Below are 22,995 nucleotides of genomic sequence, written 5' to 3'. Positions count from 1 at the left end.
GTATCATCGCACTGATTATAAAGTGAGAAAATGGAAAAAATCAATACGATCAAAGAAATGTACAAAGAAGATCGTCCCTATGAAAAATGTGAAAAATTCGGAGCAGAGAATCTGACAGACACAGAACTTCTCGCAATTTTGATACGCACAGGGACAAAAGGGGAAAATTCATTAGAACTTTCACGAAAGCTTCTCTACAAAAACGGCTTTCATAATGGACTGGCAGGGATACACAAATGGTCTCTCGACGAATTGATACAGATTAAGGGGATCGGGAAAGTAAAAGCAATCCAGCTTGTATGTCTGTCAGAACTTTCAAAACGGCTGGCACGTACAAGCACAGTCGGAAAACTTGATTTTTCATCCCCGCGCACGATCGCCGATTATTACATGGAAGATATGCGTCACAGGACGAGAGAAATATTAAAATTAATCTTTTTAAATACACGCTGCAGATTAATAGGGGAGTGTAATGTTTCGGAAGGAACGATAGACAGTGCACTTGTATCTCCGAGGGAATTGTTTATCGAAGCATTCAAAAGAAACGCCTACGGAATCATACTGCTTCATAATCATCCCGGCGGAGATCCCACTCCGAGCAGAGAAGATGTAATGATAACAAGAAGAATTTATGAAGCCGGGGAACTGCTTGGCATCCGCCTTTTCGATCATATCGTTATCGGTGATAACTGTTTTGTAAGTATGAAAGAAAAAGGGGTTTTCGGAAAATAGCATACTGCGCAATATAAGATTGAAGTATACAGTTTTTATTAAGGGAGAGTATTTTATTTAAAGTAAGGGTTGGTTAATATGTTTGGAAATATATACGGACTTGATCTCGGCACATATGAGATCAAAGTATTTGATAAAAAGCAGGATAAGATTTGTCGGGAGAGAGACGTTATTGCAATTAAAAATAAAAAAAATATTTTTGCGATCGGTGACAAAGCATATGAAATGTACGAGAAGGCTCCTGATGATATCGAAGTTGTCTTTCCGATGAAAAGCGGTGTGATCGCCCGTTTTGATAATATGCAGACATTGCTCGGTACTTTGTTAAGAACAAAAAAACGTTCAGTCTGGGGATCGGAATACGTTGTTGCCGTTCCTACAGATGTTACGGAAGTTGAAAAAAAAGCTTTTTGCGACTTGGTTCTGCATTCAGAGGCAAAAGCAAAATCAGTCCGTATTGTCGAAAGAGGACTGGCTGATGCAGTCGGTTTAGGCATTGATATTTTTAGAGAAAAGGGAATTTTTATTGCAAACTTCGGTGGCGGTATTACAGAATTATCAGTTCTTTCATCCGGCGGACTTGTCTTAAACCGTCTTTTAAAAATAGGCGGTGATGATTTCGATTCTGCGATCACAGGACTTGTACGTCATAATAAAGAATTTCTCATAGGAAAGACAACTGCTGAAATGCTTCGTAAAAAATTCGGGGTTTTTGAGCAAAGCACAAACAGTACGATTACCGTGTCAGGAAGAGATCTTGTGACCGGTGTTCCTTCGCAGACCGATGTATCTATAGGAATTGTCCGCGCTGCAATAAAAGACCCCCTTGATGAATGCGTCCGTGCGATTAAACTAATGTTAGATAGAACGCCTCCGGATGTAAGAAGGGCAATCGAAGAAAAAGGAATTTATCTTACCGGAGGACTGACAAATTTAAAAGGACTTCCTACATACATAAGAGAACGTGTCGGTCTTCCTGTTACAACTGTTGACGAACCCGAATTATGTGCTGTGAAAGGACTTCAAAAGATCATTTTGGACAAGGAGTATTATAAAAAGCTCACTTATTCGATGTTAGACGAAGATTATAGGTGGTTAAGGTAATGAAAAAGAAAAATCAAATGTCTCATACAAACAGATATATCCTGCTTGGGCTTTCCATATTTTGTGTGCTTATGATGGTGCTTTCCTCTTTCTCTGACAAAGTCGGCGGTCCGTTTAAGACGGTTGCAAATGTTACGGTAATCCCACTCCAACAAGGGATGAATCAGATCGGTGGCTGGATGGGAGATATGAAAGACAATTTCTCAACGATGAAACAACTAAAATCAGAAAATAAAAAACTGAGGGAACAAGTTGATGCTTTGACAACAGAAAATAACTATTTACAGGAAGAGCGTTATGAATTTGAACGTCTTCAGGAATTATATAAACTGGATCAGAATTATGCCGAATATGAGAAAACAGCCGCCCATGTGATCGGGAAAGACGCCGGAAACTGGTTCGGTACATTTACAATAGACAAAGGAAGTAAAGACGGTATTGAAGTCAACATGAATGTCCTTGCAGGAAGCGGACTTGTCGGGATCGTAACAGATGTAGGTCCTACCTGGGCAAAAGTACGCTCGATCATCGACGATTCTTCCAATATAAGCGCAATGGCGATTTCTACTTCGGATACATGTATCGTAAGCGGAGATATGGCGCTTATGGGAACAGGTCAGATCGCTTTTTCCCAGATGGAAAACAATGACAATGTAGTCGCTGTAGGCGATCAGATTGTGACGTCTTATATCAGCGATAAGTATCTTCAAGGTATTTTGATCGGTTCGGTCAGTGAAGTAAATGTAGACTCAAATAATCTGACGCGTTCGGGATACATTACACCGGCAGTCGATTTTAAAAATATTCAGGAAGTGCTTGTTATTACGACAACAAAAGCAGAACTTACAGGTGAAAACAAGACAGAATGAGTTTCTTTACAGACGGACATATAAAGAAAGGAATGAAGATTAAAATATGAAAAGAATGAAGGTCAAACGCATTTTTATAACGGCGCTTGTCATTCTCGTGGCATATGTACTTCAGTGTACGGTATTTCCGGTACTTGATATTGCCGGAATCAAGCCGAATCTTCTATTAATCGTCACTGCGTCATTTGGATTTATGAGAGGTTCAAAATCCGGAATGCTCGTCGGATTTTTATCGGGACTTTTGATTGATATACAATTTGGAAAGATGATCGGATTTTACGCTTTGATCTATCTTGTAGTTGGTTTCCTAAATGGCTTGTTTGAGCAGATGTTCTATGACGAAGATATTAAACTTCCCCTGTTTCTTATAGCGGTCAGTGACTTCCTTTATGGAATCACTATATATTTCTTCACATTTCTGCTAAACAGCGATTTTCGTTTTACCTACTATTTAAACCGGATCATCGTTCCTGAGATGATTTACACGATTGTAATAACGCTTGGAGTTTATCCGCTTCTTTTGTTTATCAATCATAAACTTGAAGCCGAAGAAAAAAGGAGTGCAAGTAAATTTGTTTAGAAGAATTATAGATCGAATAAAAGAAGCTGTTGAATATTTGATGAGTTCAAGGTTGATCGTTCTCATTATTGTCTTTTGCCTTACATCTTCGATATTGATCGGACGACTTTTTTATCTTCAGATCGTGCGCGGAGAAGATTACTTGGAAAATTATGAGCTGCAAATAAGAAAGACAAGAACTGTACCCGGAACCAGAGGCAATATTTTTGATCGTAACGGAGAAGTGATTGCTTACAATGAATTGGCTTATTCCGTGACGATCGAGGATATCATCCCTACAGACACTAAAACCGAAGATAAAAACAAAATATTAAATGATACGCTTGACAGTGTGCTTTCGATCGTTGAAGAAAACGGAGACAGTGTGATCGACAATTTCGGAATCATTCTTGATTCATCGGGTAGTTATCAATTCGCCGAGACAAACGAAACATCCAGACTTCGTTTTGTGGCGGATGTGCATGGAAAAAGTTTTATTGATGATCTTACAGAAAAAGAAAAAAATAAGACAGCCGAGCAGATCGTACATTATTTATGCAAACGATACGGATTGGATTATTCCGAACATGATGCCGCATATATTCTGAAAATGGTCAATATGCGTTATGCTATGGGACTGAATAGTTATCAGCAATGGCTTACAACCGTACTTGCTTCCGATGTCAGTGATGCTACGGCAGCGGCTATTATGGAAAATCAGGATTCCCTTCAGGGAGTAGATATTTCTGAGGATTCCCTGCGGCGTTATCCTGACGGTCAATATTTTGCATCGATTATCGGATATACGGGTCAGATATCGCAGGAAGAATATGATGATCTAAGCGATGATGAAAAAAAGAGATATTCTTTGTCGGATATTGTTGGAAAATCAGGCATTGAGCACACGTTCGATAGCGTTCTTCAGGGCGAAAAAGGTAAAACGACATTCTATGTAGATAATCTCGGGAAAGTAACCGATACTGTAAGTATGACAGATCCGAAAGCAGGAAATGACGTCTACCTTACGATCGATAAAAATTTACAGATTTCTGCTTATAAACTTCTGGAAGAAAAACTTGCCGGAATCGTTTTAAGCAAATTAAGCAATGTATTAGACTATGATCCTTCTGCGGAAAAAGATACGAAATATATTAAAATTCCCGTAGGAGATGCATATAATTCATTTATTGCAAATGAGATTATCGATATGAAAAAATTCGGAAGAACAGACGCAAAACCTGCCGAACAGGCTGTCTATAATACGTTTACTCAGAAAAAAGCCGAGATACTTTCCGAATTAATGGCACAGCTTCAGAACGAAAATGCTCCGGCATATAAAGATCTTTCAAAAGAAATGAAAGCTTATATGGACTATATATGCGATACTCTTCTAAAACAAACGACAGGAATCCTGATGTCAGACAAGATCGAAGCAGAAGATGAAACACAAATTGCCTGGGCAACGCAAGAGACAATTAGTTTGAACCGGTATTTAAATTATGCAATCTCCAAAAACTGGATCGATACCTCAAAGTTGGGAGACAGCGCTTATTCGAGTTCTGAAGAGATTTATAGCGGTGTTTTGGCATACCTTGAAGAATATTTAAAGGAAGACAGTAATTTCGACAAACTTCTCTACAAATATCTTATAAAATCAGGAAGTGTCACCGGCGCACAGATCTGTGCGATCGTTTATGAACAAGGCGTACTGCCAATGGATGAGAATGCGTATAACGGTCTTTTAAACGGAACGACAGACGCTTATGGCTGGCTATATGATAAGATTAAAACATTGCAGATTACGCCCGGGCAGCTCGCTTTAGAGCCGTGTTCCGGCGGAATTGTAGTTACAGATCCAAATAGCGGAGATGTTCTGGCATGTGTATCTTATCCGGGATATGATAATAACCGTCTGGCAAATACAATGGATTCCGCTTACTACAATCAGCTTAATACCGGACGTGCAAATATTTTCTATAACCGTGCCACACAGGAAAAAACAGCTCCGGGATCAACTTTTAAAATGATCTCGGCCACAGCCGGACTGGAAGAAGGGTATATTGACGCTTACACAACAACATATTGCAGCGGTTCATTTAATACGGTTACTCCGAGTCCGAAATGTTGGATCTATCCGGGAGGTCACGGAGCGTTGAATGTTGTTCAATCATTGCAGCATTCCTGCAACGTCTTTTATTATCAACTGGGATACAATATGGGAATCGATTCCAATGGAAACTATGACAGTGATCTTGGAACAGACAAGTTGAGAAAATATGCGGCTATGTATGGCTTAGACAGGAAATCCGGCGTAGAAATACCGGAAGCTGCACCGCAGATATCTGATGAATATTCGATTCAATCTGCAATCGGACAAGGTACGAACAACTTTACGGTAAGTCAACTGAACCGTTATGTAACCGCAGTTGCAAACAGCGGAACTGTTTATGATCTGACGCTTATCGATAAAACGACAGATGCGGCGGGAAATCTTATTAAAGATTATTCTGCAGAAGTAGACAGTACAATGGATGAAATCAATTCCAGCACATGGGATCTTATTCACCAGGGAATGGAACAGATGGTTGCAAGCTCAACCACTTTTACAGGCCTTGATTTTTCTATGGCGGGAAAAACCGGTACTGCCCAACATAACGAATTGCATGCCGACCATGTATTATTTGTAGGATATGCTCCGGCCGAACAGCCTCAATTATCGATTGCAGTCCGCATTACTTATGGCTATAATTCGGGATATGCATCAGAGATCGGCAGAGATATTGCAAAAGTCTATTTTAATCCTGAAACAGCCGGTGAATTAATTACCGGAAGCGCAGCTAATCTCGGAGAAGGAATTGCAGGAGACTAAAAGACGGGGGAATGACAATGAACAAACTTGTGACCATCAGAAGTAATCGATACGGATTAGATATTGAATTTGATTCCGAAACAGAATTCGATCAACTTCTTGAAGTTCTCGGACAAAAATTCAAACAATCCGGGCGCTTTTTTAAAGATGCACAGATGGCGCTTAGTTTCAGCGGACGCGAACTGACGCGAGCAGAGGAAGATCGTGTTCTTGCCGTCATAAGAGAAAATACACAAATTGAAATTTTGTGTATTATCGAACCAAATGATAAAAATGAGATGATGTACAGAAGCGTAGTAGAACAAAGTCTTTCAGATATCTATAAAAAAGAAGGAATTTTCTACAAGGGGACTTTAAGAAAAAGGCAGATATTAGAGGCAGAAGAAAGTATTGTCATACTAGGTGATGTAGAACTTGGTGCAAAAGTAATTGCAAAAGGCAGTGTGATCATAATCGGTACGTTATATGGATCTGTCTGTGCCGGAGCATCCGGCGATACGTCGGCGTATGTCGTAGCACTTTCTATGCAGCCTAAATATCTCAGCATCGGAGATATCGTAGCAAAACGTCAGATCATTTATCAGGAGAGCTTAAATATTAAAGGCCCCAAAATCGCCGTGATCGACGGAAACCGTATCTATCTTGATCCCCTTACGGATTGAGACAGGACATATGTAGGAGGAAAAGCATCATGGGAGAAGTAATTGTCATTACATCAGGAAAAGGCGGAGTCGGTAAAACGACAACGACAGCAAATATCGGAATCGGTCTAGCAAAACTCGGGAAAAAAGTTATAGTGATTGACACAGACCTCGGCCTTAGAAATCTGGATGTCGTATTAGGGCTGGAGAATAGGATCATTTATAATATCGTGGATGTCATAAACGGCAACTGCCGGTTAAAACAGGCATTGATAAAAGATACTCAGTTTCCGGAGCTTTGCCTGCTTCCATCTGCCCAAACGAAAGATAAGTCTGCGGTTTCCCCGGAACAGATGAAAAAACTTATCGAAGATATTCGGAGTGATTTTGATTTTGTTTTACTGGATTGCCCAGCGGGGATCGAACAAGGATTCCAAAATGCAATAGCAGGCGCTGAACATGCTGTTGTTGTCACGACCCCGGAAGTTTCTGCCATTCGGGATGCCGACCGCATTATCGGACTTCTGGAAGCGTCGGGTATTCGCAAAACAGATCTTTTGATTAATCGGCTGCGGATCGATATGGTCAAGAGAGGCGATATGATGTCCGTAGACGATGTCACCGAAATCCTTGCCGTAAATCTCCTCGGAGTAATTCCCGACGATGAACAAGTCGTTATTGCAACTAACAGAGGAGAAGCCGTTGCCGGAGAAGAATGTCTGGCCGGAAGATCCTACATGGATATCTGCCGCAGACTGACAGGAGAAGACGTTCCGGTCAACGACTATTCAAAATCAGAAGGTTTCTTCGGAAAAATAGCGCAATTTTTTCATAGAAATCAGGAGGAAAACCGATGAGTGTTCATTCAGTTTCGATCGCCAAATACCGGCTGAAGAATCTGCTTGCCGCAGACAGAATGCACTGTACGGCAGATTTGACGGAACAAATGAAAAATGACTTATATCATGCGGTTTCAAAATATACGGAAATCAATCCCGCATATTTTTCAATCGATATTACACGCAGCGATATACATATAAAATACATGGGAGAAGATCGTTGAAATTTTTAATCAATCATATTAAACAGCAATATCATATAAAAGATTATAAATTCGGACTTATTATTTCAGTAGTTGCAATTTCTGTCATCGGTATCATGATGGTCGGAAGCGCTAAACCGGATTTTATGACAAAACAGATCATGGGGGTGATCCTTGGGTTCGGAGCAATGGTTGTTGTCTCTTTGATCGACTATAAATGGATCATGAATTTTTATTGGATACTTTATGTTATAAATTTGATTCTTTTGATCGCAGTAAAAATTCCAGGATTAGGTCATTCGGCAAACGGGGCGCAAAGATGGATCAACCTCGGGTTTATGCAGCTTCAGCCTTCCGACTTGACAAAAATACTTCTTATTATTTTTTTTGCCAGATTTTTTTCTGACAGAGAGCTTAAGATCAGCAGCCCCAAAGTAATCATTCAGTCTGTTGCGCTGCTTATTCCGTCGCTCATCCTTATTGTGACACAGCCGAATCTTTCCACTACAATCTGTATCGCAGCGCTTTTTTGTGCTCTCATTTTTCTGGCAGGATTAAATTACAAATTTGTCGGAACAGTTCTTGCGATTACGATTCCTGCCGTTGCGATCTTTCTTGCCGTTGCGGTGCAGCCGAATCAGCCTTTTTTGCATGACTACCAGCAGGATCGTATTCTTGCCTGGTTAGAGCCGGAAAAATATGCGGATGATGAATCATATCAACAGTTAAACTCTGTTATGGCAATCGGTTCGGGTCAGCTTTCGGGAAAAGGATACAATAACGATGCCACAACTTCAGTTAAAAACGGAAATTTTGTTTCCGAACCGCAAACAGATTTTATTTTTGCAATTATCGGAGAAGAATTAGGATTTGTGGGTTGTTGCGGAGTCATATTTTTGTTATTATTAATTGTAATACAATGTATCTTAATAGGTTTAAAAGCGAAAGATACGGGAGGACGCATTATCTGCGGCGGCGTAGCCGCACTGATTGGCATTCAAAGTTTCATCAATATCAGTGTGGCAACTTTGATTCTTCCGAACACAGGTCTTTCGCTTCCCTTTGTCAGCTACGGACTTACATCCGTCGTATGTTTCTTTATGGGAATCGGACTCGTTTTAAATGTCGGATTACAGCCTAATAAGTATCAATAAGGAGAATGACAGCTATGAATATCGGATTGATCGCGCATGACGCAAAGAAAAAATTAATGCAGAATTTTTGTATCGCTTATCGTGGAATACTCAGCAAACACAGTTTGTATGCAACGGAAACTACAGGAGCACTGATCGAGAGCGTAACAAACCTTAATATCCATAAATTTCTTCCGGGACATCTCGGTGGAATCCAACAGCTTTCCTCTCAGATTGAAAGCAATCAAATTGATTTGTTTATCTTTTTCAGAGATCCGCTTACTCCACGCTCTCACGAGCCGAGCGTAAGTGATATTGTAAAAATGTGTGATATGTACAATATTCCGGCAGCTACAAATATCGCAACTGCCGAAGCTCTTATACTGGCACTTGACAGAGGAGACTTAGATTGGCGTGAAATGTACAAATAATACATCTAATACATCAAAAAATAAATGGTAGGAATAAAATGAAGGGAAATCATTATTCAGATAACAGGCGCAGACGCCGAAAACCTATTTACGTAAAAAAAAGACGGCGCCGAAAACGAACTTCTACAGTAATTGCGGTTCTTCTGATCTGTCTTATACTAATTGCAGGCGCAGGCGCTGTCGGATTTTTCATATTGCAGGAATATTCAAAAGATCATATCCGGCAATATGAGTTTGCATCATATAATAAAAAGCAATACACAGGAGAACTTTTCGCTGAAGATCTCTGTGTTGCTTCAGAAGATGTATCTCTTGACGGCGTTGAAGCAGATCCGGGATTTCACGGTGAAGGACTATTCAATATAGCAGATTCTCAGATCAAATACGGATACAAACTGTTTGACAAATTATATCCTGCAAGTACAACGAAAGTTATGACTGCTTATCTTGCTTTAAAATATGGAAATTTGGATGACGTTGTAACGATGAGCGCCACTTCCACGAATTTTAATTGGGATGAGTCTACCTGTGGTCTTTCTGCCGGAGATTCCCTGACTTTGTACGATCTCATATGCGGTCTGCTCTTACAATCCGGAAATGACTGTGCGGCCGCTATTGCGGAGCATATATCGGGAAGCCAGGAAGCTTTTGCCGAATTAATGAATACAGAAGCAAAACAACTTGGAGCGACAGGAACTCACTTTGTAAATCCTCACGGACTTCATGACGAAAATCATTACACAACAACATATGATTTGTATTTAATGTTTAATGAAGCATTAAAGGATCAAGCTTTTCTCGATATTATTTCTATGAACTCATATACGGCAAAAGTTACCTCGGCAGACGGAACTTCGTATACTCCTACATGGCAGGCGACGAATTATTACTCAGCCGGAGAAGCGACGCCGCCTGACGGGATACACGTATACGGAGGAAAAACCGGAACAACCGATCAGGCAGGAAACTGTGTAATTTTATATGAAAAAAACACCGCAGGAGAACCGTATATTTCCGTTATCATGGGCGCTTCTGACAAACCGCTTCTTTACGAAGAAATGAACGAACTGCTTGATGCAGGAATGAAATAGATCCCCGAAAGTGTCAAAAGACATCTTTCGGAATCGCAAACGATGCAAGTTTTCGGACAAATCTGAACTTTGATCTGCCGCCGTTATAAAAAATACAACACCCCGTAAAAATGAAATTTCCGATAAATAATTCGATCATATCATTTTACGAGGTGTTTTTCTTTTATTCTGACATTGATTTGATTCTGCCAAAAAGACTGATCAAGTATAAGCCGCACAAACCTACTAGCGTATAAATGATCCTGGAAAGCCAGCTCATATTCCCGCATATAAATGCCACCAGATCAAATCTGAACACCCCTATAAGAAGCCAGTTTACGGCGCCTATAATAACGAGTGTCAGAGCTGTATTGTCAAACCATTTCATGTTATTTCCTCCTTTATCATCTCAATATTTGTAACAATTCAGCTACCAATATTTTTTATTATGTCCATAAAAAGTGGAAATATACTAAAAAAAATGATATACTAGCAACGCCAGAAAAAAGCAGGAGGTGTATACTGAATTGTCATCCAAAAAAAATAATTCAGTCAATATAAAAAAATATAAAACAAAAAGAGAATTCAATCTCGGTATCTTTCTTTTTGCAATCGTGTTTATTTATTTGGTTGTAACAATTATTTTGTATTTTACTGGAGACCGGATCTCTGTTTATGAAGTACGGGAAGGCAGCATTGTGAAAGATAATTCTTATACCGGACTTATTATTCGTAAAGAGACGGCTGTAACTGCCGAATCATCCGGTTATATAAGCTATTATCAGGCCGAAAACAGTAAGATCAAGCGCGGAATGAATATTTATGCCCTTTCCCCTGAAAAGCTTGATACAAGCAGCAAAACAGACTCCACACAGGGAGAACACACAGAAGGTCAGTCCATAACAGTAAATCCTGAAGTCAGTTCTGCGATTACCCTTCAAATACAAAATTTTATCGAAGGGTATCGTGCAAATGATTTCGGTTCGGTATATTCGCTGAAATCTGAAATCACTACAATGCTTCAAAACGAATTCAGCGCGACCCGAACAGAACAACTTGGAGCAGTGATTGCCGCAAGCGGTCTGGATGTGTTGTCTTATCAGGCACAGCAGGATGGCATTGTAGCCTTCACAGTCGATGGATATGAAGGATTGACTACTGAAACATTTACTGAATCTGCTTTTGATAAAACAAAATATGAAGTTTCTTCTTTATCCGATGAAACGAAAGTTAAAGCAGGAGATCCTGTTTACCGGATGATCACAAGTGAAGATTGGTCGGTTATCGTTCCTCTTTCAAAAGAAACAGCTATAAAGTTAAAACATGAAGATGTATCCGGAATAAAAGTACGGATGGACAAAGACAGCGAAACTCTTTGGGGAAAACTTACTGTTATCGAACGGCAAGGAAAATATTACGGTCAGCTTGATTTTGATAATTCAATGATAAGATATGCCGAGGAAAGATTTTTAAATATAGAATTGATCATGGAAGATGAAAGCGGATTAAAAATCCCGAAATCTTCTGTAGTTAACGAGAAATTTTTTATCATTCCGAAAGAATACATTACGACAGGCGGAAACAGCAGCGCAAGCGGTGTAATGCTTGCAAAAGAGAATGGGAGCGCCGTATTTCACGCCGTAAATATTTATGACATTTCTGAAAATGGAGACGTTTTTGTCAGCAAGCAGGATTTAGAAGATGGAAGCGTACTCGTTAAACCGGAGTCATCCGATACATTTGTAGTCGGAAAAACAAAAAATCTGCAAGGTGTATATAATATCAATAAAGGATATGCCGTATTCAGAAAAGTAAGTGTTCTCTGTGAAAACGACGAATATTATATCGTGCAGGAAAACGAACCGTATGGTCTTTCTAATTATGACCATATCGTGCAGGAAGGTTCAAGCGTAAATTCAAATGATGTCGTATTTCAATAAAATCTAAAAAATAAAACTTTTAACTATTCGGAAAGAGGAGAAATAAAAATGCTTAAAGAAAATCTAAAGACGGTGGAAGAACGAATACAATCGGCATGTAAAAAAGCCGGAAGAAAACGAGAAGAAATTACTCTGATCGCCGTAAGCAAAACGAAGCCTCCTCATATGCTTCAAGAAGCTTACGATCTCGGAGTGCGAATCTTCGGCGAGAACAAAGTTCAGGAAATTCGTGAAAAGTATGAAGTCTTGCCAAAAGACATTGATTGGCATATGATCGGACATCTTCAGACAAATAAGGTAAAGTATATTGTCGATAAAGTAAAATTGATCCACTCTGTCGATTCTTTTAAGTTAGGAGAAGTAATCGAAAAAGAAGCTGCCAAACAAAATCGCATAATCGATATTTTACTTGAAGTGAATGTTGCTCAGGAGAGCAGTAAATTTGGATTAAAGACAGAAGAAGTTATTCCATTAATGGAAAAATTTTCGCAATTACCACATATACGTGTAAAAGGGCTTATGACAATAGCTCCATTTGTCGAAAATCCAGAAGAAAACCGTGCAATTTTTGCAGATTTACATAAATTATATGTTGACATTAAGCAAAAAAACATTGATAATGGTACTGTGAGCATACTTTCAATGGGGATGACCAATGATTATGAAGTTGCAATCGAAGAAGGAGCAACTATGGTCCGTATCGGAACAGGAATCTTTGGTGCCAGAAATTACAATATCTGATGTAAGATCTGGGATGAAAGTATAACATGGCAGAAGACTTGTCCGACAGAATAGCTGTAGTCTTAGAGCCGTGAAAATAATAAAATTGCGCGAGCATATGCAGCGCAAGATAGGAGTGTAAAAAATGGGTGTATTTGATAAATTTCTGGACATTATGAAACTGAACGACGATGATTATGATGATGATTTTTATGATGAAGAAGATGAATATTTCGACGATGAGGAATTTGATGAAAAACCTGCCCGTCGTTCTTTGTTCGGAAAGAAAAATACGAAGGAAGAATCTTTTGATGATTTTGATATGGAAGAGGAAAAGAAATTTCAGCCTGCTTCCTCAAGCAAGGTGACTCCGATGAGACATCCTGCATCCAGAAAGGGTGGAAATATGGAAGTTTGTGTTGTAAAACCAAGTTCTGTTGACGATTCCCGCGAAATAACAGAGACATTGCTTTCAGGACGCACTGTTATCCTGAATCTTGAAGGTATGGATCTTGAACTTGCTCAGCGCATCATTGATTTTATTTCAGGCGCCACATTTGCAATTAACGGTAATCTTCAGAAAATTTCAAATTACATATTCCTTGTAACACCGACAAATGTTGATATTTCCGGTGATTTACAAGATCTTCTCGGCGGTTCGATGGAAACACCGAGTGTGAAAGGAAGATATTAATTCAGATATGGGAAGCGGCAATCTTGAGAAAGATCAGTATCTTCTGGAAAAGCGTTTTATTGAATTATCCAGAAATGCATATCAAAGAGATTTTATCACATACTCTGATTTTCTGAATCTAAATGAACAAAATATACTGCATACGCTGCCGAAAGAAAATTTGTTTACACAAATACTTACTTTCGGCGGATATGGCATGGCAGAGCGTCAGATGGCTGCATTTATCCCTGATGCTCTTTATTTGCGTTGCGGAAAAAAGGAGCTCGATCCTGCTTTGATAAGATATCCTTTCAAAGCTCTTCAGGTCCTTCCGTTAAACCGAAAATTTTCAGAAGATCTCACACATAGAGACTATCTGGGATCAATTCTTAATTTGGGTATTGACCGGTCAAAAACCGGAGACATTCTTATTGAAAATAATACAGCGATTTTATTTGCACATGATGATATTGTATCTTTTTTATGCAGTGAGCTGACACGGATTCGGCACACATCGGTCAAAACAGAAGAACTTCCTTCATTTGACATTCAATATACGCCCAAATATGAAGAACTCACGGGAACCGTTGCGTCAGTTCGACTTGATAGTTTATTATCACTTGCATTTTCATCTTCCCGGACAAAACTTAGCGGATTGATTGAAGGCGGAAGAGTCTTTGTTAACGGGAAACTTATTACAAGTAATGGCTACCAGCCAAATGAAGGTGATCTTATCTCTGTTCGCAAAATGGGAAAATTTCGTTTTGCAGGAATCGGAAATAAAACCAGAAAACACAGAATATACGTCAGGATACAGAAATATATTTAGAGATGGAGAAACACAATGGCTTTGCAAAAAGAAAATCCGAAATTTCGTTTATTTAAAAGCTATATTATAGCATTTTTTTGGATAGGAACAGCAATTTTTATAGATCAGATTACAAAATATTTTGCAGTGGCGTATCTGAAAAATAATCATGCAAAAGTTTTGATAGACGGTGTTTTTGAGCTTCAATATCTTGAAAACCGAGGTATGGCTTTTGGAATACTTCAAAATAAACAGTTTTTATTTGTCGTTGGCGCTCTGGTTATATGTGGAGCGATTCTCCTCATATACGGGAGAATTCCATATACAAAAAAGTATATGCCTCTTCGTATCTGTTCGATCCTTTTGATCGCCGGGGCTGTCGGAAATCTGATCGATCGGGTAAGACTAAATTATGTTATCGATTTCTTTTATTTTAAATTAATCGATTTCCCGATTTTCAATGTGGCAGACTGCTATGTTGTCGTGGCATGCATTATTTTCGCTTTTTTGATTTTATTTTATTATAAAGAAGACTCTGATTTTGATTTTCTGCGCAAACAAAAAAATCGGATTTGATCAGATAAAATCAGTCTGCACTGCAATTTAACCTATAAAACAGAAAGGTTCGTATATTATGGAACAGATTAAATTTACAGCCGATCGCAGCGGGGAAAGGATTGATAGATTTTTGAGTGAAAATCTTGAGAACCTTTCCCGTTCTTATATTCAAAAACTGCTAAAAGACGGCAAAATTTCCGTCAATCAAAGCTCGGTCAAACCCAACTATAAAATCAGTGAAAACGATAAGATCGAAGTTTTTATTCCGGATCCTGAAGTATTGGATATTCTTCCCGAGAATATTCCGCTTGATATTTTATACGAAGACAGTGATATCCTTATTGTTAATAAACCCAAGAATATGGTCGTTCATCCGGCGCCGGGGCATTATGAGCACACTCTTGTAAATGCAGTAATGTATCACTGCAAAGATAATCTGTCCGGAATTAACGGTATACTTCGTCCGGGAATCGTACATCGAATCGACATGGATACAACAGGTTCGCTTTTGATATGCAAAAATGATAAGGCGCATCAGATCATAGCAGAACAGCTAAAAGAACATTCGATTACCCGACGATATCATGCGATCGTTCATGGAAAGATAAAAGAAGATAACGGAGTGGTAAACGCTCCTATCGGAAGGCATCCCATTGATCGAAAAAAAATGAGTACGAAAGCAAAGAACGGAAAACATGCAGTTACCCATTATACCGTCCTGCGCAGATTTAAAGATTATACTTATATCGAATGCGAACTGGAGACAGGACGAACCCACCAGATTCGTGTTCATATGGCAAGCATTGGACATCCCATTCTAGGAGACAGTATGTATGGTCCGTCAAAATGTCCGTTTAAACTTCAGGGTCAGACATTACATGCAAAAGTTCTTGGAATCACTCATCCTTCCACAGGGAAATATATCGAAGTCGACGCACCTCTTCCGGAATATTTTAATAAACTTCTCAAACAATTAGAAGAACGCTGATTTTGTTGAAGGAAAAAAGAAAAGAAAATAGAAATTTGATTGTATTTTTCTTTGTTTTTAGTTATAATACTCACATATAGTTCATTTGTATATGTATTTTTTATGCAAAATCACATATTGTTGACGTAAAGGAGAGTGACCTTAAATGAAAACAAATACGATCATTACTATTGGAAGAGAATTCGGAAGTGCCGGCCGGGAAATCGGATATAAAGTAGCCAAAGAATTCGGAATCAAACTTTATGACAAAGAAATGCTGGCCCGTGCAGCAAAAGAAAGCGGAATCTGTGAAGAAATATTTGAATCACATGACGAAAAACCTACAAGCAGTTTTCTCTATTCACTAGTAATGGATACATATTCAATGGGATATTCCGGAAACACCTATACAGATATGCCGATCAATCATAAGGTTTTTCTTGCACAGTTTGATGCAATCAAAAAAATCGCAGATGAAGGACCTTGTATTCTTGTCGGAAGATGTGCAGATTATGCACTTGAATCATATAAAAATGTAGTAAGCGTTTTCATTCATGCCGATCTTGATGCAAGAATACGCCGTATTGCAAGGATCTATAATCTGACGGATGCGAAGGCAAAAGATATGATCTTAAAAACAGATAAAAAACGAGCAGGTTATTATAATTATTATACAAATAAAAAATGGCCCGACTCAAAAAGCTACGAACTTTGTCTTACAAGTTCCGAACTTGGCATAGACGGAACGGCGAATGCGATTATTGACTATGTAAAACTAAAAGAAAGTATTGCGAAAGAAAGCAAACGAATTTAAATAAAGAAACTTAGAATAACTTAAAAAGCCCGAAAACTATAAAACCGATCTTGAAATTAAGATGATGTTTTATGATTTTCGGGTTTTTATTGTGTAATTTCATAATTTTTATTCATTGATTTTAGTTGATTTGTGTAGTATCATTAAAATAATAGGTAATTTTTGTATGAAATAACGAAAAAGGAGCGGGAACATTTTATGAAAAAGCTGAAACTCTTTAGGAAAATCAAAAGCATATTGAGCATTTTGCTCATATCACTACTTATCATACCTCTATGCAGCGGTATCGGAATTCATGCCAAGGAAAAAAACACAGAATCAAACGAATATAAAATTTATCCGATTCCTCATTCTGTTGTATATGATAACGAACAATTTGTGATGTCAGATAGAGTTCATGTTGTCTTCGAGGAAGGTATAGATAAAGCTACACAGAACTTTTTGGAAGAAGTTATAACAGACTATGGGAAAACAGTTGTACATTCTGAAGAGATCGTCAACGGAGAAACTACGATCCTGTTGGGAATAAAAGGTTCCAATGGAAAAGCGGACAGCTATATCAATAAAAATACAACGATTAAAACGTCTGATCTTTTCAATCGAACTGATTCATATATACTTAGCGCCAAAGAAAATATTATCTCAATCGTAGGAAAAGATACCGACAGTACATTTTTCGGTATCGCTACGTTACAGATGATGCTTACATCTTATGAAGATCCAGCCCTTCGCAGCGTACAGATCGAGGATTTTTCTGACATACAATATCGAGGATTTATTGAAGGCTTTTACGGAGGGTGGGATTATAAATCACGGGAAAGCCTTATGAGATTTGCACGTGATGTTAAAATGAACCATTATATTTATGCATCAAAAACTGATCCTTATCATACATCAAAATGGGGAGAACTTTATCCGCAAAGCGAAATCGATCAGATACAAAAACTTGTAAAAGTAGGTGAAGAGACAAAATGTTACTATACATGGTCCGTACATATTTCGGGATTTTTCACCAATTTAGATACATCGAATGAAACCGCCTATAATGAACGGTATCAGAAACTACTTGCAAAATTCCGTCAGCTTTATGACGCAGGCGTTAGAAAATTTGACATTTTAAATGACGACTTCGGACAAGGAACTCATGAAGATGTAGTAAATCTTTTAAATAAGCTGACAAAAGAATTCATTATTCCAAACAACTGCAAGCCGATCACTTACTGTATGCAGGGATATAACAAAGCATGGTCAAAAGAGGCTGAATTAAGTGCATTAAAAAAACTTGACAAGTCAATTATCCTATATTGGACAGGTGATGACGTAAACTCGCCGATCACACAGGAAACAATCGATTATGTTTCAGAGAAAACAGGACACAAAGTTTGTTTCTGGCTGAATTATCCGGTAAACGAACATGGAAAATCAGGACTTTATCTTGGAGATATCACACATTACGCCCGCGATGGCATAACAGGACTTACAGGAGCTGTCTCAAACCCTTCCCGCTTTGCACAGAGTAATAAAGTCGGTCTGTTCCAGCTTGCATCACTATTCTGGAACAATACTAATTACACTGCAAACGCGCAAACTGTTTGGCAGGATGCATTCCGTTATCTTGAACCTGAAGTACAGGACGCTTACTTTAAAATTGCATCTAATGTTGCAAACTGTCCTCGTTCCGTACGTGTACCGCAAGGCTTTCCGGAATCAGAATATCTGAAAGAAAAGCTTGAAAATGTTACAGCTAAAATCAGTAATGGAGAGAACTTGAAAAATGATAAAGAAACGGCAGCTTTAAAATCGGAATTTGAATCTATTCTTGCTGCAATCGAAACATTTAGATCAACATGTGACAATGCTGATTTAAAATCAGAATTAGATCCATGGCTGAAATCACTGCAAGATATCGCTTCAGGCGGAAAGGCAATTATCGAAAGTATCATTGCTATTCAAGAAAAAGACATAGATACAGCTTGGGAAACGTTTGCAACAGCAGGCAAGGCGCTACAAACATGGAATACATATCCGACAGCAGAAGGAGTAAAAGAAGGCGCAGAAGCAGGAAGTAAACGTATCCAACCGTTCGTATCGAAAGCAGCCGCAACGGCAAAAAATAAATTAACACCGTTTTTCGATCCTGATAATACGAATGTAATTCCTTCGTTTTATGCAGTTCTTGCAGGTGTAAAACGAACAGATGATACTGTTTCCGCAAAATTATTTGACAAAGATCCATCAACTGCCGGCGAATGGAATCAAAACCAAAAGATAGGAGATTACTATGGCGTAGATTTAGGTCGTGTTATCCCTGTAACAGATATTACAATTCTTCAGGGAGCATCAGAAACTGATCATGACTATTTCCACAATTTCGTTTTAGAATATTCTGAAACAGGTGAAGACGGTTCATGGGTCACAATTCAGGAGTACAAAGAAACAGATGAATCACATAAAATAGAAAAAACAGGGTTAAACATAAATGCACGCTATGTGCGTCTGCGTCTTACCAAGACAGGAACGACAACTCCGAACAAAGCAAATTATTGGACAAAAGTACGCGAATTTACAGTAAATAAGAAATTTACTGACGGGGAACGTATTTATACAAATATTGAAAAATTAAAAGAGACTCCGATCCACATTTACGAAAACGAATTTCGTATAAGAGACATTAAGGATTTAGAATTAAAACCGAATGAATATGTCGGTATCAAAATGACCTCCCTTGTCTCAGTGTCTGATATTTTTTCCGAATCAGACGAATTTGAAAAAGCAAAAATACAATATTCAACAAATGGAATTGAATGGACAGATGCGAAAAATTTCAAAGGGCCACAACCGATGCGATATGTCCGTCTTGTCAATCAGACAAATGAAACGCTAAAAGGATCATTGACAAAACTAGGTATTTCCGTAAATAATCTTAAGATCACACCGAAGATGAGCGAAACAAGTTTTACAAATCCGCTTAAAGAAGGTACGTGGGAGAATATGTTTGATGGAGATTTTACAACCCATGCCTGGACGAATCAGGGTCAAAATAATGGCGGATACATTATTATAGACCTCGGAACTTCAACACCGCTTTATGATGTTACAATCGTCACAGCGGATGGAAAACCTCATTTATACGATGCAGATATACAAATCTCCTCTGATAAAAAAGAGTGGACCACGATCGCGTCTGTAAAAAATGACAATACAAAAGTGGAACCTCCCTATCGTTATGTAAGAGCAAATGCCCAGGGAGCTAAGAGCAGATATCTTCGTATTCTCGTAACAGATGACGTTATCGGTAAATATGATAATCCGTTCCTTTGTATCAAAGAAATTGAATTTAACAAAAATATTGAAGAAAATACAAGTACATATCCGATTGCTTCGAGTGCAGAAGGTAATCTTGAAAAATGTATCGATCAGGATCTGTCCACTGTATTTACAACAGAAAACAAAACTGCCGGATGGCTGGAATATAAACTGACAGACAATACAAAATTAAAATCGTTCTCTATTTTGCAAGATGTACATACTATTTCCGAAGCTAATGTAAAGGTACGAACCGGAACTGATAAATGGAAAGACTTAGGTACATTTGATAAGGGAACAAAAACTTTTGATGTATCAGAATATGACAATATTTTCGCGATTCGACTTGAATGGGCAGAGGGAAAAGCGCCTTCTATATATGAAATTTATACAAACGAAGATGAAAAACAAAATACAGATGATATCGGAATCTATGTAGAACAAATCATCGATACAGAAGCAGATTCCGAAAAACCAAAGCCTGAACAACCTGAAATCCCGGATTCAGAAAATCTTGCTATAAACCGTCCGGTAGAGGTATCAGGAACCGAGCTTGACAGAGATCAAAAAGATTTTGCCGTGGACGGGAACCGTGAGACAAGATGGAACAGCAATTACATCAAAGGCGATCATGCATCTGAAGAAGCATGGATCATCGTTGATCTCGGTGAAGAAACAAATATCATCGAATCACTTACTGCAGAGTATTTTAATTTAGTTTATCCGACAGACTATGACGTTCTCGTATCTGCTGATAAAGAAAACTGGATCACTGCAAAAACGATAAAAAACGAACCGAACGGAGCAGCCCATCCAACAGATGAAATTTCACTTGATCAACCAATCATCGGAAGGTATGTCAAATTATTATTCCGTGAATTAAACAGTGCTGCTGTCGGAAACTGTGTAGGTTTAGAAGAGCTTACCATAACAGGAAAGAGGATATCCTCCGAAACAGAATTAAAAGAATATATGCCGATCAGCGATATTAAAATCGACAAAGGTACGTCACAAGAAGAATTAAGAAAGCTGCTTCCTTTAATTATCAGTGGAAAGCTTGCATTAAAAGACAGTGATAAAATACTGGACTTGGCATCATTATTTGTAAACTGGGATCTTTCAGAATATACTTCTGCTGAAGATACGATCCTCACTTTAAAAGGGAATTTGATCGGTGCAGGAAAAGCAACTGGAGACGAGATTTCCCTAAATGTGATCATAGGCACCGGATCAACAGAACCTCCTGTTGACCCTGAAGGTCCTACCGATCCGGAAGGTCCTACTGATCCGGAAGGTCCTACCGACCCGGAAGGTCCTACCGACCCGGAAGGTCCTACTGATCCGGAAGGCCCTACCGACCCGGAAGGTCCTACTGATCCGGATACACCTGATTCAGGAAAGATTGAACAATTAAAACAGGAATTAGCTCTACTCATTGAAACTGCTCAAGCAAAAGTGGAATCCGGTAAATACACAGACGAAACAGTCAAAATACTTAAAGAGCAAATCATAAAATCTGAGGCGCTTTTAACAGACAACGTCACTGCCGAACAACTTGAACAGCAAATCAATAGTATTAAAAAATCAATCAACGGATTAACCGAAAAAAAAGCCGACTTAGAAACTTCTGACCGGCCAAATCAAAACATCACTCATTCAGAAAAAAGTACAGCAGTAAAAACAGGTGACTCAACTCATATAATACCTCTATTTCTGCTGATGATTTGCACCGGATTTTCCTTGATCCTATTCAGGAAAAGAAATACTTATAATAAATAATAGGTGTTGACATGCGATAATGTCACATATTATAAAAACACATCCGATGGATTAAACATCGGATGTGTTTTACTTGCCGCTAGTTTATTCACTTTTAAGATCTTATTTAACGTCTCGATATCGTGCGCTGCGGCCAACCTTTAATATCTCCTGTTAAAATAGCGTGAAACATTCGTTCTTTTGTTCCCGGATGTTCTTTGTTAAGTTCTCTTAAAAGTTCTTTTGCATATTGCCGCTTCGTATGTCCGTCTACAGGACATTTTCCTTTTACAACCGGAAGAGAATATTTATTGCGAAAACCGATTACTTCCATTTCATCTATAAACATCATAGGACGGATAACAGTAAGATCCATACGATCTAAATATGTTTTTGGAGAAAAGGAATAAAATCTTCCTTCAAAAATCAATGAGAGCAACATTGTTTCAATAATATCATCTTTATGATGAGCATAAGCCACTTTATTACACCCCATCTCCTTAACCGCCTCATTTAAGGCGCCTTTACGCATTTTTGCACAAAGCGAACAAGGATTACTCTCTTGGCGTACATTAAAAAGAATATCATAAATATCTGATTTTACTATTTTATAAGGAACTTCTAATTCCCTGCATAAATTTTGAATCGGTTCCAAATTAAAATCTGCAAATCCAAGATCTACAGTTACAGCACTTAAATCAAACTTACGGGGATAAAACCGTTTTAATCCATGAAGCGCATAGAGCAGGGTAAGGCTGTCTTTTCCGCCCGAAATACCTACCGCAATATGATCCCCTTCCTGTATCATACTATATTCATCCACTGCTTTACGCGTATAACTGAGTAACCGTTGTAACTGCATTTTCTTCCTACCTTTCATGATTGATCTGTAATTATAACGTTTATATTATATCGGCAGAAGAATATAAATACAAGTCGAAAACTTACAGAAAATCATAGAATCACCGGTTGTTTATGAAAAAAATCAGATTACGATCCGT

At 38.4% G+C, this 22,995-nt stretch carries 21 protein-coding genes; 19 read left to right on the top strand and 2 right to left on the bottom strand.

Features of this window, described 5'->3' with window-relative positions; all coding sequences use genetic code 11:
- Positions 1–30 precede the first annotated feature (30 nt).
- From radC to ACH9UM_RS04145, 11 genes are all read left to right on the top strand, one after another.
- Complete coding sequence (radC, locus tag ACH9UM_RS04195; protein ID WP_400092045.1) at positions 31–732, top strand: RadC family protein; 702 nt, start codon at positions 31–33, stop codon at positions 730–732.
- 78 nt (positions 733–810) lie between these two features.
- Positions 811–1,836: a rod shape-determining protein gene (locus ACH9UM_RS04190; RefSeq protein ID WP_004845117.1), complete on the top strand. Its 1,026-nt coding sequence runs from the start codon at positions 811–813 to the stop codon at positions 1,834–1,836.
- Positions 1,836–2,705, top strand: a complete 870-nt coding sequence (gene mreC, locus ACH9UM_RS04185; protein WP_004845118.1) for a rod shape-determining protein MreC — start codon at positions 1,836–1,838, stop codon at positions 2,703–2,705. The genes ACH9UM_RS04190 and mreC overlap by 1 nt, the downstream gene beginning before the upstream one ends.
- A gap of 46 nt (positions 2,706–2,751) precedes the next feature.
- The gene (gene mreD, locus ACH9UM_RS04180) at positions 2,752–3,285 is read left to right on the top strand and encodes a rod shape-determining protein MreD (protein WP_004845119.1); all 534 of its coding nucleotides are present in this window, start codon (positions 2,752–2,754) and stop codon (positions 3,283–3,285) included.
- A gap of 40 nt (positions 3,286–3,325) precedes the next feature.
- Positions 3,326–6,133 carry a penicillin-binding transpeptidase domain-containing protein gene (locus ACH9UM_RS04175; RefSeq protein WP_155236700.1) on the top strand — a complete coding sequence of 936 codons (2,808 nt, stop codon included), beginning with the start codon at positions 3,326–3,328 and terminating at the stop codon, positions 6,131–6,133.
- A 17-nt stretch (positions 6,134–6,150) separates the two neighbouring features.
- A complete protein-coding gene (gene minC / locus ACH9UM_RS04170; protein WP_004845121.1) occupies positions 6,151–6,795 on the top strand; it encodes a septum site-determining protein MinC in 645 nt (214 codons plus the stop codon).
- 29 nt (positions 6,796–6,824) lie between these two features.
- Complete coding sequence (gene minD / locus ACH9UM_RS04165; RefSeq protein WP_004845122.1) at positions 6,825–7,631, top strand: septum site-determining protein MinD; 807 nt, start codon at positions 6,825–6,827, stop codon at positions 7,629–7,631.
- The gene (locus ACH9UM_RS04160) at positions 7,628–7,837 is read left to right on the top strand and encodes a cell division topological specificity factor MinE (protein WP_004845123.1); all 210 of its coding nucleotides are present in this window, start codon (positions 7,628–7,630) and stop codon (positions 7,835–7,837) included. The genes minD and ACH9UM_RS04160 overlap by 4 nt, the downstream gene beginning before the upstream one ends.
- A complete protein-coding gene (locus ACH9UM_RS04155) occupies positions 7,834–8,970 on the top strand; it encodes an FtsW/RodA/SpoVE family cell cycle protein (protein ID WP_009320588.1) in 1,137 nt (378 codons plus the stop codon). Before ACH9UM_RS04160 ends, ACH9UM_RS04155 begins: the two co-directional genes overlap by 4 nt.
- Positions 8,971–8,984: 14 nt before the next feature.
- Positions 8,985–9,380, top strand: a complete 396-nt coding sequence (locus ACH9UM_RS04150; RefSeq protein ID WP_009242652.1) for a methylglyoxal synthase — start codon at positions 8,985–8,987, stop codon at positions 9,378–9,380.
- Between the two features lie 38 nt (positions 9,381–9,418).
- Positions 9,419–10,471, top strand: coding sequence for a D-alanyl-D-alanine carboxypeptidase family protein (locus tag ACH9UM_RS04145; RefSeq protein ID WP_004845126.1), 1,053 nt, complete (start codon positions 9,419–9,421; stop codon positions 10,469–10,471).
- A 163-nt stretch (positions 10,472–10,634) separates the two neighbouring features.
- Here ACH9UM_RS04145 and ACH9UM_RS04140 read toward each other — a convergent pair whose 3' ends face one another.
- A complete protein-coding gene (locus ACH9UM_RS04140; protein WP_009242651.1) occupies positions 10,635–10,838 on the bottom strand; it encodes a DUF378 domain-containing protein in 204 nt (67 codons plus the stop codon).
- A gap of 139 nt (positions 10,839–10,977) precedes the next feature.
- Here ACH9UM_RS04140 and ACH9UM_RS04135 point away from each other — a divergent pair, with 139 nt between their 5' ends.
- The 8 genes from ACH9UM_RS04135 to ACH9UM_RS04100 all read left to right on the top strand — a co-directional run bounded on the left by ACH9UM_RS04135 (position 10,978) and on the right by ACH9UM_RS04100 (position 22,015).
- Entirely contained in the window at positions 10,978–12,390 is a 1,413-nt protein-coding gene (locus ACH9UM_RS04135) for an HlyD family efflux transporter periplasmic adaptor subunit (RefSeq protein ID WP_009320587.1), read from the top strand.
- 48 nt (positions 12,391–12,438) lie between these two features.
- The gene (locus ACH9UM_RS04130) at positions 12,439–13,131 is read left to right on the top strand and encodes a YggS family pyridoxal phosphate-dependent enzyme (RefSeq protein ID WP_004845129.1); all 693 of its coding nucleotides are present in this window, start codon (positions 12,439–12,441) and stop codon (positions 13,129–13,131) included.
- A gap of 124 nt (positions 13,132–13,255) precedes the next feature.
- Positions 13,256–13,804 carry a cell division protein SepF gene (locus tag ACH9UM_RS04125; protein WP_004845130.1) on the top strand — a complete coding sequence of 183 codons (549 nt, stop codon included), beginning with the start codon at positions 13,256–13,258 and terminating at the stop codon, positions 13,802–13,804.
- A gap of 7 nt (positions 13,805–13,811) precedes the next feature.
- Positions 13,812–14,612, top strand: coding sequence for a YlmH/Sll1252 family protein (locus tag ACH9UM_RS04120; RefSeq protein WP_004845131.1), 801 nt, complete (start codon positions 13,812–13,814; stop codon positions 14,610–14,612).
- Positions 14,613–14,627: 15 nt separating this feature from the next.
- Positions 14,628–15,167, top strand: coding sequence for a signal peptidase II (gene lspA / locus ACH9UM_RS04115; protein ID WP_004845132.1), 540 nt, complete (start codon positions 14,628–14,630; stop codon positions 15,165–15,167).
- A gap of 58 nt (positions 15,168–15,225) precedes the next feature.
- Entirely contained in the window at positions 15,226–16,137 is a 912-nt protein-coding gene (locus tag ACH9UM_RS04110) for an RluA family pseudouridine synthase (protein WP_004845133.1), read from the top strand.
- Positions 16,138–16,282: 145 nt separating this feature from the next.
- Complete coding sequence (locus ACH9UM_RS04105) at positions 16,283–16,930, top strand: AAA family ATPase (RefSeq protein ID WP_400092034.1); 648 nt, start codon at positions 16,283–16,285, stop codon at positions 16,928–16,930.
- A 198-nt stretch (positions 16,931–17,128) separates the two neighbouring features.
- Positions 17,129–22,015 (top strand): beta-N-acetylglucosaminidase domain-containing protein, encoded by a 4,887-nt coding sequence (locus tag ACH9UM_RS04100; RefSeq protein WP_022003065.1) that lies wholly within the window; start codon positions 17,129–17,131, stop codon positions 22,013–22,015.
- 106 nt (positions 22,016–22,121) lie between these two features.
- On the opposite strand, the gene ACH9UM_RS04095 is transcribed toward ACH9UM_RS04100, so the two are convergent.
- Positions 22,122–22,856, bottom strand: a complete 735-nt coding sequence (locus tag ACH9UM_RS04095) for a tRNA 2-thiocytidine(32) synthetase TtcA (protein ID WP_009242648.1) — start codon at positions 22,854–22,856, stop codon at positions 22,122–22,124.
- Positions 22,857–22,995: the final 139 nt, after the last annotated feature.

It is taken from the genome of Mediterraneibacter torques (genome assembly GCF_044591705.1).
Taxonomy (GTDB): domain Bacteria; phylum Bacillota; class Clostridia; order Lachnospirales; family Lachnospiraceae; genus Mediterraneibacter; species Mediterraneibacter torques.
This window is presented reverse-complemented; position numbering and strand designations above follow the sequence as displayed.